The organism is Sphingomonas sp. 320_CC (assembly GCF_059691795.1).
Map to the genome: position 1 here is coordinate 644457 of NZ_JCAWAE010000002.1, position 14128 is coordinate 658584.

At 66.9% G+C, this 14128-nt stretch carries 17 protein-coding genes; 15 read left to right on the top strand and 2 right to left on the bottom strand.

Features of this window, described 5'->3' with window-relative positions:
- Positions 1–28: 28 nt before the first annotated feature.
- The 11 genes from gltX (at position 29) to AC59GX_RS09960 (ending at position 8326) form a co-directional block, all read left to right on the top strand.
- Positions 29–1354 (top strand): glutamate--tRNA ligase, encoded by a 1326-nt coding sequence (gene gltX, locus AC59GX_RS09910; protein WP_426283307.1) that lies wholly within the window; start codon positions 29–31, stop codon positions 1352–1354.
- Positions 1355–1881: 527 nt separating this feature from the next.
- On the top strand, positions 1882–2547 hold the full coding sequence (locus AC59GX_RS09915) for a TonB family protein (protein WP_426283305.1): 666 nt from the start codon (positions 1882–1884) through the stop codon (positions 2545–2547).
- A 56-nt stretch (positions 2548–2603) separates the two neighbouring features.
- A complete protein-coding gene (locus AC59GX_RS09920) occupies positions 2604–2951 on the top strand; it encodes a hypothetical protein (RefSeq protein WP_426283303.1) in 348 nt (115 codons plus the stop codon).
- A 20-nt stretch (positions 2952–2971) separates the two neighbouring features.
- Positions 2972–3931 carry a bifunctional diaminohydroxyphosphoribosylaminopyrimidine deaminase/5-amino-6-(5-phosphoribosylamino)uracil reductase RibD gene (gene ribD, locus AC59GX_RS09925; protein WP_426283301.1) on the top strand — a complete coding sequence of 320 codons (960 nt, stop codon included), beginning with the start codon at positions 2972–2974 and terminating at the stop codon, positions 3929–3931.
- Positions 3931–4542: a riboflavin synthase gene (locus AC59GX_RS09930; RefSeq protein ID WP_107954251.1), complete on the top strand. Its 612-nt coding sequence runs from the start codon at positions 3931–3933 to the stop codon at positions 4540–4542. The genes ribD and AC59GX_RS09930 overlap by 1 nt, the downstream gene beginning before the upstream one ends.
- Entirely contained in the window at positions 4526–5680 is a 1155-nt protein-coding gene (ribB, locus tag AC59GX_RS09935; protein ID WP_136188794.1) for a 3,4-dihydroxy-2-butanone-4-phosphate synthase, read from the top strand. The genes AC59GX_RS09930 and ribB overlap by 17 nt, the downstream gene beginning before the upstream one ends.
- Positions 5680–6102, top strand: coding sequence for a 6,7-dimethyl-8-ribityllumazine synthase (gene ribH / locus AC59GX_RS09940; RefSeq protein WP_426283299.1), 423 nt, complete (start codon positions 5680–5682; stop codon positions 6100–6102). The genes ribB and ribH overlap by 1 nt, the downstream gene beginning before the upstream one ends.
- On the top strand, positions 6099–6644 hold the full coding sequence (locus AC59GX_RS09945; RefSeq protein ID WP_426283297.1) for a GNAT family N-acetyltransferase: 546 nt from the start codon (positions 6099–6101) through the stop codon (positions 6642–6644). The genes ribH and AC59GX_RS09945 overlap by 4 nt, the downstream gene beginning before the upstream one ends.
- Positions 6637–6834, top strand: coding sequence for a DUF4169 family protein (locus AC59GX_RS09950; RefSeq protein ID WP_426283296.1), 198 nt, complete (start codon positions 6637–6639; stop codon positions 6832–6834). The genes AC59GX_RS09945 and AC59GX_RS09950 overlap by 8 nt, the downstream gene beginning before the upstream one ends.
- Positions 6835–7087: 253 nt before the next feature.
- Positions 7088–7903 (top strand): DUF1206 domain-containing protein, encoded by an 816-nt coding sequence (locus AC59GX_RS09955; protein WP_426283294.1) that lies wholly within the window; start codon positions 7088–7090, stop codon positions 7901–7903.
- Positions 7904–7951: 48 nt separating this feature from the next.
- The gene (locus AC59GX_RS09960; protein ID WP_426283292.1) at positions 7952–8326 is read left to right on the top strand and encodes a hypothetical protein; all 375 of its coding nucleotides are present in this window, start codon (positions 7952–7954) and stop codon (positions 8324–8326) included.
- 6 nt (positions 8327–8332) lie between these two features.
- Here AC59GX_RS09960 and AC59GX_RS09965 read toward each other — a convergent pair whose 3' ends face one another.
- Positions 8333–8827, bottom strand: coding sequence for a hypothetical protein (locus AC59GX_RS09965; protein ID WP_426283291.1), 495 nt, complete (start codon positions 8825–8827; stop codon positions 8333–8335).
- 222 nt (positions 8828–9049) lie between these two features.
- Entirely contained in the window at positions 9050–10138 is a 1089-nt protein-coding gene (locus AC59GX_RS09970; RefSeq protein WP_426283289.1) for an alkene reductase, read from the bottom strand.
- Positions 10139–10189: 51 nt separating this feature from the next.
- On the opposite strand from AC59GX_RS09970, the gene AC59GX_RS09975 reads away from it, so the two are divergent.
- From AC59GX_RS09975 to feoB, 4 genes are all read left to right on the top strand, one after another.
- Positions 10190–11182 carry a DMT family transporter gene (locus AC59GX_RS09975; protein WP_426283287.1) on the top strand — a complete coding sequence of 331 codons (993 nt, stop codon included), beginning with the start codon at positions 10190–10192 and terminating at the stop codon, positions 11180–11182.
- On the top strand, positions 11179–11832 hold the full coding sequence (locus AC59GX_RS09980) for a COQ9 family protein (RefSeq protein WP_426283285.1): 654 nt from the start codon (positions 11179–11181) through the stop codon (positions 11830–11832). The genes AC59GX_RS09975 and AC59GX_RS09980 overlap by 4 nt, the downstream gene beginning before the upstream one ends.
- Before the next feature lie 128 nt (positions 11833–11960).
- Positions 11961–12236 carry a FeoA family protein gene (locus AC59GX_RS09985; protein ID WP_056487822.1) on the top strand — a complete coding sequence of 92 codons (276 nt, stop codon included), beginning with the start codon at positions 11961–11963 and terminating at the stop codon, positions 12234–12236.
- A gap of 9 nt (positions 12237–12245) precedes the next feature.
- Entirely contained in the window at positions 12246–14120 is a 1875-nt protein-coding gene (feoB, locus tag AC59GX_RS09990) for a ferrous iron transporter B (RefSeq protein ID WP_253071451.1), read from the top strand.
- The last annotated feature ends 8 nt before the right edge of the window (positions 14121–14128 follow it).

Genomic DNA, 14128 nt, shown 5'->3' on the forward strand with positions numbered 1-14128 from the left:
CCGACCCGCCGCTCCGTACAGCGGCGGGATGACCGTGATCACCCGTTTCGCCCCCTCGCCCACCGGCCGACTGCACGTCGGCAACATCCGCACCGCGCTCCATAACTGGATGTTCGCGCGGGCGAATGGGGGGAAGTTCTTGCTGCGGATCGACGATACCGATCCCGAGCGCAGCGAAGAGCGCTTCGTAGACGCGATCCGTGCCGATCTGGACTGGCTCGGGATGACGCCCGACGCGGAGGAGCGGCAGTCGGCACGGTTCGCGCTGTACGAGGCGCGGTTCGCGGCACTGGTCGCGAGCGGCCACGTGTATCCCGCGTACGAGACGACGCAGGAGCTAGACCTGAAGCGCAAGATCCAGGCCGGGCGCGGGTTGCCGCCGATCTACGATCGCGCGGCGCTGGCGTTGGACGACTACGCGCGGGCGAAGCTCGAGGCGGACGGCGTGCAGCCGCACTGGCGGTTCAAGCTCGATCACGACTCGGCGATCGCGTGGGACGACCTGATCCGCGGCGTGGCGCATTTCGAGGCAAAGACGATGAGCGATCCGGTCATCCGGCGCGCGGACGGGTCGTGGCTGTATATGCTGCCGTCGGCGATCGACGATGCCGAGATGGGCGTGACGCACGTGGTGCGCGGCGAGGATCACGTGTCGAACACCGCGCTGCAGTTACAGATGTTCGCCGCGCTCGGCGTGACTCCGCCGCGGTTTGCGCATGAGGCCTTGCTGACCGGCGCGGAGGGCAAGCTGTCGAAGCGACTCGGCTCGCTTGGCGTCGATCATTTCCGCGAGGTCGGGATCGAGTCGCAGGCGGTGCGCGCGCTGCTGGCGCGGATCGGGACGAGCGACCCGGTCGAGCCGATCGCCGACGCCGCGCCGCTGATCGCGGGGTTCGACTTCGCGCGGTTCGGACGGGCGCCGGCGCGGTTCGACGAGGCGGAACTGGCGGCGTTGAACGCGCGGATCCTGCATGCGCTGCCGTATGAGGCGGTGGCCGAGCGGTTGCCCGAGGGCATGGACGTGGCGGCCTGGGACGCGGTGCGGCCGAACTTGGTGACGCTGGCGGATGCGGCGGACTGGTGGGGGGTGATCGAGGGGCCGGTCGCGGTCGAGGGCGACGTCGATGCGGCGTATCTCGATCAGGCGTTGGCGGCGGCTGAGGAGATCGACTGGTCGAGCGATCCCTGGCACGCGCTGACGGCTCGGTTGAAGGCGGAGACGGGGCGGAAGGGGAAGGCGTTGTTCCTGCCGCTGCGGCTGGCGCTTACGGGGCGGGATCACGGGCCGGACATGGCGGCGTTGTTGCCGCTGATCGGGCGCGAGCGGGCGCTGGAGCGGTTGGCGGTGCGCTGATCAAGCGTCCCCCCAAGTCCGGTCTTTCGGAAAGCTTGTTCTCCCGCGAAGGCGGGAGTCCAGTCTGGGCTCCCGCCTTCGCGGGAGAACAAGGAGGGGCGGGCCGGCGGTGGAATTGATCGCAACGGACTATACCTTTGCCGGTGGCCACTTTGCCCGCGGTCGAAGAAGCCCACCCTACCGAATGCCGCCACCCCGGCGAAGGCCGGGGCTCAGTTGGAAAGGTCGCGGTAACTAGCGCCGGCTTTAGTTAGCAATGTCCCCCAACTGGACCCCGGCCTTCGCCGGCGTGGCGGCGTGGGGGGATGGGAATGCTGAAAACTGGTCCGATTGGTGCGTCGAACCATTCCGGCCGGTCGAGCAAATCGCGATCGTATTCGACGCCGACGAAACGTCGATAAATAGCGCCAAAGACATTTCCTCACCCCATCTCCAACACCCTTGCCCCCAAAATGTAATGATGTACCATCCCAACCGGCGGTACCTATCTCGCCGCCATCCTCGAGGAGAAGCGAAGGAGACGGAAAATGTACGCGGATCGACTGAACCGGACGGGCGGATTCAATCCCGGGAGCCTCGGCGTCGCGCTGGCCATCAACTGCGCGGTGATCGGAGCGTTATTTTTTGCAGCGCCCAACGTGCTGCCGTTCGTGCCCGACAAGCCTCTCGTGACCTATGTGCCGTACACCCCGCCGCCGCCGCCCGAGCCGGTGCCGCCCGCCGATCCTCTGATCCGCCAGCAACCGCGCCCCGCCCCGCGTCCCGACGCGCCGATCCCGTTGGTGCCGACGATCACCGATAACGGCTTCACGGTCGCGCCCGATCCGCTCCCCTACACGCCGCCGATCGGAGTCGAAGGCACCGGAACCGGCACCGTCGCGGTCGATCCGCCGAAAGCTGCACCGGTATTCGTCCAGCCCGGCATCGACCCGCGTTATGCTGCCGAGTTCCAGCCGAGCTACCCGTCCGAAGAGCGTCGCGCCGAACGCGAAGGTCGCGTCGTGGTCCGCGTGCTGGTCGGCACCGACGGTCGCGTGAAGCAGGTCGAACGGGTCAGCGCGACCACCGACGCGTTCTACCGCGCGACGCTCGACCGCGCGCTGGCAAAGTGGCGGTTCAATCCCGCGACGCGCGACGGCGTTCCGGTCGAGGCATGGCGGTCGATGGCGCTGACATTCGTGCTCCAGAACTAAAGCTTGCGAGGGTGCGGGGCTGGCCTAGCCAGCTCCGCCCCCCTATCTTGGCGCGCATGGGCTTTTTCAGTCGTTTCACGCCGATCGTCGCCTATCGCGACCTGCGGCTCTTCCTCAGCCAGCGCCGGCCATACGAGCTCATTTTTCTCGTGGCGGCGCTCTGCGTCACCAGCTTCCTGATCTACGCGTTCATGAAGGACTCGTACGTCGAGAAGGAATACCGCCCGAAGATCATTTACGTCGAGCAATGGTCCGCGGATCGCACCGATGCGCAGATCGTCGCGCAGCAAAAGATCGACGCACCGATCAAGGCCAAGGCGGTCGCCGAGCAGAAGGCCCGCGAGGACGCCCAACGCGAGTCGTTCAAGCGGCTAGACGACAAGCTGAAGGCCATGGGGATCTGACCCAGGCCGACACGCGCTGGATGGGCGCCGCGCTGGCACTCGCCGAGCGCGGCCGAGGACGGACCGCGCCCAACCCCAATGTCGGCTGCGTGATCGTGCGCGAAGGCCGCGTCGTCGGGCGCGGCTGGACGCAGGCGGGCGGACGTCCGCATGCCGAGGCGATGGCCTTGGCCGAGGCTGGCGCGAAAGCACGAGGGGCTACGGCTTACGTGACGCTGGAGCCGTGCGCACATCGGTCTCCGCGCGGGCCTGCGTGCAGCGACCTGCTGATCGAGGCAGGCGTTGCGCGTGTTGTTGCCGCCCTCGAAGACCCCGACGCACGAACGTCAGGCTGGGGGTTTGCCCGGCTTCAGGCGGCCGGCATCACGGTGACGTGCGGTGTTCATGCGAACAAAGCCAGACGTTCGATGGCCGGCTTCCTGACCCGGCAGGCGCTCGGTCGTCCGCACGTCACCCTGAAGCTTGCGACATCGCTCGACGGCTGCATCGCGATGGCGGACGGATCGAGTCGCTGGATCACCGGTCCGCAAGCGCGCGCCCACGCCCATCTTGAGCGGAGTCGGCACGAAGCGATCCTCGTCGGTCGCGGCACGTATGACGCCGATGCGCCGCGACTCGACGTGCGGCTACCGGGGCTGGAAGCTCACGGACCGATGCGCGTGCTTTTATCTTCGGCGGTCCAAGACGTGTCCGGTTGGACCGTCATCCCTTCACCGCACGATATCGCCACCCTTCCAGGCGTCGACCACATCCTCGTCGAAGGCGGCGCGGCCGTAGCGTCGGCGTTCCTCGCGGCGGATCTGGTCGACCGGCTCCTTCTCTACCGCGCGCCGATCCTGATCGGCGGCGGCAAGCCGGCACTCCGCGACATCGGCTTGACCGACCTGACTGAAGCACATGGTCGCTGGGCGATCGTCGATGCGCGGCAACTTGGCATGGACCGGCTCGAGGTCTACGAGCGCGAACGAAACGAGGCATAATGTTCACCGGAATCGTCACCGACATAGGCACTGTCGCGAGCGTGGAGTCGCCAGACGACACACGCGTGGTCGTCAGCACCGCCTATGATACCGCGACCGTCGATCTCGGCGCGTCAATCTCTTGCTCCGGCGTCTGCCTGACGGTCGTGGATAAAGGCCCGAACTGGTTCGCGGTCGACGTCTCGGGCGAGACGATCAGCCGTACCGCCAAGGACCAATGGACCGAGGGTCGCAAGTTCAATCTCGAACGCGCCATGAAGCTCGGCGACGAACTCGGCGGCCATATCGTCACGGGCCATGTCGACGGCCTCGGCACCGTCGTCGCGCTTGCGGAAGAAGGCGGATCGCACCGCGTCACCATCCGCGCAGGGGCCGACATCGCGCCGTTTATCGCACCCAAGGGATCGGTGACGGTCGACGGCGTTTCGCTCACGGTAAACAGCGTTCAAGACATCGATGGAGAGGTCGAGTTCGGCCTCAACATCATCCCGCATACCTGGGCGGTCACCACGCTCGGGACGATCCAGATGGGGCAGTCGGTCAATATCGAGATCGACGTCCTCGCCCGCTATCTCCAACGCATGGAGCATTACCGTGTCAAAGCCAGCTGAATTAGCCCGTCTCAAGCACGGCTACCTGTCGAGCCCCGAAGAGATCATCGACGAGGCGCGCAACGGCCGGATGTTCATTTTGGTCGACGACGAGGATCGCGAGAACGAGGGCGACCTGGTCATCCCCGCGCAGATGGCGACCCCCGAGAAGATCAACTTCATGGCGAAGTTCGGTCGCGGCCTGATCTGCCTCGCGCTGACCAGGGAGCGCACCGAGGAGCTCGGGCTCGAGCTGATGAGCCGCAACAACGGCACCCGTCACGAGACCGCGTTCACCGTGTCGATCGAGGCGCTCGAAGGCGTCACCACCGGCATCTCGGCCGCCGATCGCGCGCGCACGATTGCGGTCGCGGTCGATGCGACCAAGGGCAAGCCGGACATCGTCACCCCTGGCCACGTCTTCCCGCTGGTCGCGCGCGACGGCGGCGTGCTGATCCGCGCCGGTCATACCGAGGCGGCGGTCGACGTCGCGCGGCTCGCCGGGCTCAACCCCTCAGGCGTGATCTGCGAGATCATGAACGAGGACGGCACGATGGCGCGGATGGACGACCTCGTCACCTTCGCACAGTTCCACAACGTCAAGATCGGCACGATCCGCGACCTGATCGCCTATCGCCGCCGCCACGATCACCTCGTCGAGAAGCGCGCGGAAGCCAAGTTTACCTCTGAATGGGGCGGCGACTGGAGCGCGCTGACGTTCTGGAACAAGGCGACCGGCACCGAGCAGGTCGCCCTGGTCAAGGGCAAGATCGACCCCGCCAAGCCGACGCTCGTCCGCATGCACGCGCTGTCGCCGTTCGCGGACATCTTCGGCGAATCGGGCGATCGCGGCCGGATCCTCGCACGCTCGATGCAGATGATCGCGGACGAGGGCGCGGGCGTGATCGTCGTGATCAACCGTCCGCGCAGCAACACCTTCACTTCCGCAGTGATGAAGAAGGCCGGCGCGGAGATCACCCCGGACATGGAGGAACTGCGCGACTACGGCGTCGGCGCGATGATCCTGACCGAACTCGGCGTCCACGACATGGTACTGATCACCAACACGCATCACACGCTGGTCGGCCTCGACGGCTACGGCCTGTCGATCGTCGGCGAGCGCCCGATCGCGTCCCTGAACACGGAAAAGAGCAACTGATGGCGCATCTCCTCATCGTCGAAGCCCGGTTCTACGATCACCTCAACGACCTGCTGGTCGAGGGTGCGAAGGCCGCGATCGAAGCGGCCGGCCACACGCACGAGACGATCACCGTGCCCGGCGCACTCGAAGTCCCCGGCGCGATCGCGCTGGCGGCCGAGAGCGAGACGTTCGACGCGTATGTCGCGCTCGGCGTCGTGATCCGCGGCGAGACCTATCATTTCGAGATCGTCGCAGGCGAGAGCGCACGCGGGATCATGCAGCTGACGATGGACGGCCTGCCTATCGGCAACGGCATCCTGACGACCGAGAACGAGGCGCAGGCGCTCACGCGGGCGCGTCCGACCGAGGGCGACAAGGGCGGTGGTGCAGCGAATGCGGCGCTGGCGATGCTGGCGCTTAAGGACCGCTTCATCGCATGACCGCGCCGGTGCTCCTGACGGAGCGCCTGTTGCTCCGGCCCTTGGGACCGGAGGATGCCGAGGCGTGGTATGCGTTCCACGCCGATCCCGTCACGATGCGCCATCTTGGCGGCGTGCAGTCGCGCAGCGTCGCCTGGCGCGGGCTGTGCGCGATGGCGGGTGCATGGAGCATCCGTGGCTTCTCGATGTTCGCGGTTACGCTGCGCGATACCGGCGAATGGATCGGCCGTGTCGGTCCGTGGCAGCCCGAGGACTGGCCGGGGACGGAAATCGGCTGGGGACTCGCATCGCAGTTCGCCGGTCGCGGGTTCGCGCGCGAGGCTGCGACGGCGGCGATCAACTATGCGGTGGACGTGCTCGGCTGGACCGACATCATTCACACCATCGCACCCGACAACGCCGAGTCAATCGCACTCGCGCAGCGGCTTGGGTCGACCAACCGCGGCCGAACGACACTGCCCCCGCCGCTCGAAGCGCTGCCGGTGGACGATTGGGGCCAGAGCGCCGCCGACTGGCGGGCGCGGAGAGCAGGCCGTGGGTAACGTGATCAACCTGCGGCTCGTCCGGAAGCAGCGCGCGCGAGACGAGGCATCGGTGCGGGCGGATCAGAACCGCAGGCTGTTCGGGCGGACGGTGGCCGAGAAGGCGGCCGACGCGGCTGCGAAGACTCGGATCGAGAAGACGCTGGATGGCGCGCGGCTCGATTCCATCTCCGACACGTTCGAAGAGTAACCTCGCCCTCGTCTTGCCGACGGCCGCTGTGGGTCCCTCCCCTTGCGAGCGCCAGACCGAACCAACGTCCAACCTACGATCGTCCTCCTGACGGGGGAGGATCGATGAGGTCCGCATTCGACAAATAGCGGCTCGCTTACCGAATGTCGGTCGTGCACCCTGAAGACAGTCGCGGCCTCGACCGCCTAGCCCGCCCCTGCGCAGGAACGTCCCACGTCGCGCACCGTTATGCCTGCGTAACAAGGGGGCTATCATGATCTCGGATGCGAATGCGACGTGGCTCGCCAAGCTCGGCTTTGCCGCGCGCGGCGTCGTGTATATCCTCGTCGGCTGGTTCGCGGTCGACGCGGCGCTGCACGGCGGCGAGATCGCCGACAACCAAGGCGCGATCGGATCGATGGCGGGCGGACCGCTCGGCCCGGTGCTGCTGGCGATCGTCGCGGCGGGGCTGCTCGGCTATGCGATCTGGCGCCTGACCGAGGCTGCGGCGAACCCGGAGCAAATCACCCGCGATGCCAAGGGCAGCCTCAAGCGGATCGGCCATGTCGTCAGCGGTATCGCTCATCTGATCCTCGCCTGGACCGCGACGCGGCTCGCGCTCGATCTGGGCAAGGGGAAGATCGCCGTCTCGCCCGGCGACGAAAGCGCGCGCGACTGGACCGCGCTGCTGCTCGATCAGCCGGCCGGGCGTGTGCTGGTCGGCGCGGTCGCGGTCGGCGTGCTGGTCGCTGCGTTCCAGCAGGCGCAAAAGGCGTGGCGGGGCGACTTCATCCATGACCTGCGCGGCGATGCGCCCGCGCCCGGCTATGTCTGCACGATGGGCCGGATCGGCTACGGCGCGCGCGCGCTGGTATTCCTGATCGTCGCGGGACTGTTCGGCCTCGCTGCGTGGACCGCGCATGCGAGCGACGCGGGCGGCGTGGCCGAGGCGCTGGAGCGGCTGCAATCGCAACCCGGCGGCAAGTGGCTGCTCGCGCTCACCGGGATCGGTCTCGCGCTGTTCGGTGCGTACAGTCTGGTCGAAGCTCGCTTCCGGCGGCTGCATGTCGACCTGCCGGGGACCGATTAAAGTGAACGACAGCATATCGTTAAGGTGCCGATGCTAGCGGACGGTGGCATGTACACGATCAGCTTCGACACCCCTACCAAGACACTCACTATCGTCACCGAGGGGTTCTGGTCGGTTGCGACGACCGCGGCGTTCTCCGCCGAACTTCTCGCGCGCGGCACGGCTGCACGCCTGTATCACGGCCGGTTCGTCGTGCTCGCCGATCTGCGCAAGGCGGCGATCCAGCCGTTGAAGGTGATCGATGCGCTCGAGGCGATGATGCCCAAGGCGCTGAAGGTCACGTCCGCACCGATCGCCGCGGTGGTTGCCTCGCATCTGGCGAAGCTCCAGACCGAACGCTACCTGAAGGCTGAAAACTGCCGGACGTTCCTCGATATCGATGAGGCGAAGGCGTGGCTTGCGAGCGACCTCCACGCCGCCTGACGGCGTTCAGTCCTCCGATGCGGTCTCGATCAAGGCCGCCTCTACCTCTTCGATCGTGATGCCGAACGCGCCGGCAAGCCCCGCCACCGACGCGCCGCGATCGGCGAGCGTGCGGATCCGAGCAGTGTCGACGATGGTCTTGTAGCTCCGCGTGTCACGGTCGGTCTTCGATTCCGCGCCGCTGCGCGCGAGCGCGCCCGAACGTCGGCGTTTGGAAATCTTGAGCGCCTCGACATCGGTGGTCGGCGGCGCCTCGAGTCGCGCCTTGATCCGCTGATCCTCTTCGATACGCCGGCTTTCGCGGGCGCGTTCGCGTTCCTGGGACTGGAGATCGCGTTGTGCAGCGCGCGACTCGGATCGCTGTTCGGACGCGGCCAGCCGCTCTTTCGCGCGCTGCTCGCGGCCGTTGGCGCGCTCCTCCGCCCGTTTCGCGGCCCGGTCGGCGGTGCCGGGCATGAGCGGCCCCGTTCCCCTGCCGCCGCTCGGCCAGCCGTCGGTCATTAGATATCCTGTCGTCACCGGTACGCTACCTAAAGCGCGGAAGCGCGCTGCTAAGCGATGGCGGCGCGGGTGACCAGAGGCAGCCCTTCGTGATCCTCCCCCGCCAGGGGGAGGTGTCGCCGCAGGTGACGGAGGGGGAAGACACGGAACAGCGGTTCGCGCGTGCCTCCCCCTCCGTCAGGCTGGCGCCTGCCACATCCCCCTTGCGGGGGAAGATCAAGCTCAGGCGTTCGCGGTTTCGAGCGCGGGGTAGTCGATGTAGCCCTCGGGGCCCTGGCTGTACCACGTCTTCGCGTCGTCCTTCGCGAGCGGTGCGCCGGTGCGCAGGCGCTCGGGCAGGTCCGGGTTGGCGATGAACGTGCGACCGAAGGTTATCGCATCGGCATTGCCCGAATCGAGCTCTGCCTGTGCCTCCTCGACCGTCGTGTAGTCCGAGTTGACGATCAGCACGCCCTTGAACACTTTCCGGATCGCCGGGCTGAGCTTCGGTACGTCTGTCTTGCCGAAGGTGCCGTCGGGACCAGGCTCGCGCAGTTCGAGGAACGCGATGCCGAGATCGGACAGCGCCTTCGCCGCTGCGGTGAACAGCTCCTTCGGGTTGCTATCGTCGACGCCCTGCGAATCGCCGTTCGGCGACAGGCGGACGCTGACACGGTCGGCACCGGCGACCGAGATCACGCGCTCGGCGACTTCACGCAGCAGGCGAACGCGGTTCTCGATCGAGCCGCCATACTGGTCGGTGCGGAAATTGGCGTTGTCGCGCAGGAACTGGTCGATCAGATAGCCGTTCGCCGCGTGGATCTGCACGCCGTCAAAGCCGGCCGCAAGTGCGTTCTTCGTTGCCAGTTCGTAGTCGGCCAGCAGGCGCGGGATCTCGTTGGTCTCGAGCGGACGTGCGACCTCGAAGTCCTTCTTGCCCTCGAACGTGTGGGCCTGGCCTTCGGTCGCGGTTGCCGACGACGACACGGGCTGCGTCTCGTAGACCGACGAGTGGCCCTGGCGACCCATGTGCCACAGCTGCGCGACGATCCGGCCGCCAGCGGCGTGGACCGAGTCGGTGACGGGCTTCCAGGCGGCGACCTGCGCATCGGTCCACAGGCCCGGCGCGAACGGCCAGCCAAGGCCTTCGCGGCTGATGCCGGTGGCTTCCGAGATGATCAGGCCAGCGCTCGCACGCTGCGTGTAATATTCGACCATGATGTCGGTCGGCACCGCATCCCTGTCGGCACGCCCGCGGGTGAGCGGCGCCATGATGATGCGGTTCGGCGCTTCGACGGCACCAAGGGTAATCGGATCGAAAAGGCTAGGCATGGAAGCTCCTTATTGGCCTGACGGGCGGAAGATAGGAGGCTACAGGGCGGCATGCATCGCCCCGACCCGCAAAGATTATCTAGCGTGCCCGATACGGCGCACGGTTTGACGCCGGCCGCGCAAAGTGTTGCCGCGCCGGGACTTATCGCTTTTGCGGCGCTTCTGGTGGCGAACGTCGCGCTGGCATTCGGGCCGTGGTTCGTCCGTGCGACCGAGGTCGGGCCGGTGGCGGCGGGGTTCTGGCGGCTCACACTCGCCGTGCCGTTCCTGATCGCGTTGGCGGTCCAGCAAGGCGCGCGGCCGACCCGGTTGAGCCGCGGCGTGTGGATCGGGCTGATCGTCGGTGGCGTGTGCTTCGCGGCCGATCTCGGTGCGTGGCATCTCGGCATCCGGCGCACGACGCTCGCCAATGCGACTCTGTTCGGCAACGCGGCGACGCTGATCTTTCCGATCTACGGTTTCCTGATCGCGAAGACGTGGCCGACGCGGACTCAAGGCTGGGCATTGGTACTGGCGGCGACGGGCGCTGCGCTGTTGCTCGGGCGCTCGTATCAGCTCGATGCGAAGAACCTTGTCGGCGACCTGCTCTGCATCCTCGCAGGCCTGCTCTACACGGTCTATTTCATCCTGATGGCGCGGGCGCGGGCGACGTTGGCGCCGCTGTCCGCGCTTACCTTGTCGACGCTCGCGGGGATCGTACCGCTGCTGGTGTTCGCGCTGGCGATGGGCGAGCGGGTGATGCCGACGCACTGGGGGCCGCTGATCGGGCTCGCACTGTGCAGCCAGGTGCTGGGGCAAGGGCTGATGATCTATGCGCTTGGGCGATTTTCGCCGCTGGTGATCGGGATCGCGTTGCTGATCCAGCCGGTGGTCGCCGGCGTGGTGGGCTGGCTGGTGTATGGCGAGCGGCTCGGCGCGGCGGATCTGGTCGGGGTCGTGATGGTCGCGGTCGCGCTGGTGCTCGTCCGCCGGGGACCTCCCCCGGAAGTCCCCCTTGAAGACGCGCTTGATACGCCTGATTTTGAACGGCAGGAGACGGTATGACCCAGGACCTTACGCTCGACGAAATCCGCGCCCTGCTGGCGCCCGGCATCGCCGCCAATGCTGCGTTCGACGGCTGGAGCGACGCCGCGCGCGACATGGCCGCGCAGGCCGAGGGGATCGACACCGACATCGCCGCGCTCGCGTTCAAGGACGGCCCGGTCGACATGATCGACGCGTGGTTCGCGCATATCGACGGCGTGATGCTGGCCGCGGTCCCGCCCGAGCGGTCGGCGCTGATGAAGATCCGCGAGAAGATCACCGCCCTGGTCGAGGCGCGGCTCGACGCGACGTCGATCGATCGCGAATCGCTGCGGCGCGCGCTCGCGATCCTCGCGCTCCCGCAGAACCTGGCGAAGGCGACGCGGCTAGGCTTGCGGACGGTCGACACGATCTGGCGTGCCGCCGGCGACGTCGCGACCGACTATAATTACTACACCAAGCGGACGATCCTGCTCGGCGTGTACGCGTCGACGATCACGGTGTTCCTCGACGACGAAAGCGAAGGTCTGGCCGAAACGCGCGCATTCCTCGGTCGCCGGATCAACGGGATCATGCAGTTCGAGAAGGCCAAGGCCGGGTTCCTCAAGCGCACCGAACACGGGTTCAGCCTGTCGCGATTCGTCGGCCGGCTGCGCTATCCGACTGCGTGAAGCCATCAACGCTCGGCTAAGTACCTCTGGCGTCAAGCTTTCGTCAGGATCGCGAGGCGTTGAGACGGTCGTAGCCCACGACGGTTAGGGCTTCCCTTCCCCGGGCGTTACTGATAATCACTCGCATCATGGACACTCGCCCCGATCGTTCCGTCAGCCTCGAAACGCTGCCTCGCAAGCAGCATGGCATCGTTGCCGCGATCGAATGGGCACGACTTGCCGATCCCGAGGCGCGCCGACTGCGCGAACTGGGTTTCGATGAGGGTGTCGATGTCGAGGTTTTGCACCGCGCGACGCTGGGCCAGGGCCCGATCGCCTGCCGTATCGGCCGGATGACGGTTGCGCTCCGCCGAGCCGTTGCTGGCGCGATCCACGTCTCGCCAATGCCTGCCGCGGCTGAATAATCCCATAAAATGAATGCAGCACCGCTGGTTGCGCTGGTCGGCAATCCCAATGCCGGCAAAAGCGCGCTGTTCAATGCGCTGACGGGTGCACGCCAGAAGGTCGGCAATTATCCCGGCGTCACGGTCGAGCGGAAGGTCGGGCGGCTGATGCTCGACGACGGCCGGCCGATCGAGCTGGTCGACCTCCCCGGCGCGTACAGCCTCGAACCCTCCTCCCCCGACGAGCGAGTCACGCGCGACGTCGTGACCGGCACACAGGACGGCGAGCGCCTGCCCGACGCGCTGGTCGTCGTCGTCGATGCCGCCAATCTCGACAACCACCTGCGCTTCACGCTCCAGCTGATCGCGCTCGGCCTGCCGGTCGTGGTCGCGCTCAACATGGTCGATCTCGCCGAGCGCGACGGGCTGAAGCTCGATCCCAAGGTGCTCGAACGCGAACTCGGCGTACCGGTGATCCCGACCGTCGCGGTGCGCAAGCGTGGCCTCGACGAGTTGAAGGCGGCGCTTTCCGGCATCGTCGTCAATGGCCCGATGCGCCTGCGCAAATCCGACGGCAGCGTGCAGGACGACATCGTCACGCTCCAGCGTCGCGCGCGCCAGATCGCGACGTCCGCGACCGTGTCCGAGACGCAGGTCCGCCGCTGGACGCACATGCTCGACGCGGTCGCGCTGCATCCTGTGGCTGGCCCGATCCTGCTGCTCGCGATCATGTTCCTGATGTTCCAGGCGGTGTTCAGCTGGGCACAGCCGTTCATGGACGCGATCGACGCGGGCTTTACCGCGTTGCAGGGGTTCCTGACCGCCGAACTGCCCGATTCGCTGCTCCGCTCGCTGCTGGTCGACGGCGTGATCGCGGGCGTCGGCGCAGTCATCGTCTTCCTGCCGCAGATCCTGATCCTGTTCCTCTTTATCCTCGTGCTCGAAGCCAGCGGCTACATGGTCCGCGCGGCGTTCCTGATGGACCGGGTGATGGCGAGCGTCGGGCTGTCTGGCCGTGCTTTCATCCCGCTGCTGTCGAGCTTCGCCTGCGCGATCCCCGGCATCATGGCGACGCGGACGATCGACGACGAGAAGGACCGGCTGACGACGATCCTGATCGCGCCGCTGATGACGTGTTCGGCGCGCCTGCCGGTCTACACGCTGATAATCGGCGCGTTCATTCCGAATACGCAGGTGCTGCCGTTCGTCGGGTTGCAGGGGCTGGTGATGCTCGGCCTGTACGTGATGGGCATCGTCGGTGCGTTCGTCGCCGCGCTGGTGCTGCGCCGGACGGTAACCAAGGGCGTGTCGTCGGGCTTCATGATGGAGATGCCGAAGTACCAGTGGCCGCAGTGGCGCGACGTCGGCATCGGCCTGTGGAGCCGCGCGCAGATCTTCCTGAAGCGCGCCGGCGGCATCATCCTGACCTCGACGATCATCCTGTGGGTGCTGCTGAGCTTCCCCAAGCCGCCCGAACAGCCCGCTGGCGCACCGAAGATCTCGGCGGTCGATTATTCGGTAGCCGGACGCATCGCCAACGGCATCGCGCCGGTGTTCGCGCCGATCGGCTTCAACCGCGACATCGTCCTCGCGCTGATCCCGGCGATGGCTGCGCGCGAAGTCGCGGTCGCGGCGATCGGCACGGTCTACGCGATCGACGATCCCGCCAGCAACCAGGGCGGCAAGGCGATGATCGAGAACCTCCGCGGTCGCTGGAGCCTGCCGACCGCGCTCGCCTTCCTGATGTGGTTCGTGTTCGCACCGCAGTGCATTTCGACGATCGCCGTCACCCGTCGCGAGACCAATGGGTGGAAATGGCCCGCCTTCATGGTTGGCTATTTGTTCGCCGCCGCCTACATCATGGCCGGAATCACATATTGGCTGGCGGTGTTCGCCGGCCTCTGAGGGGCATC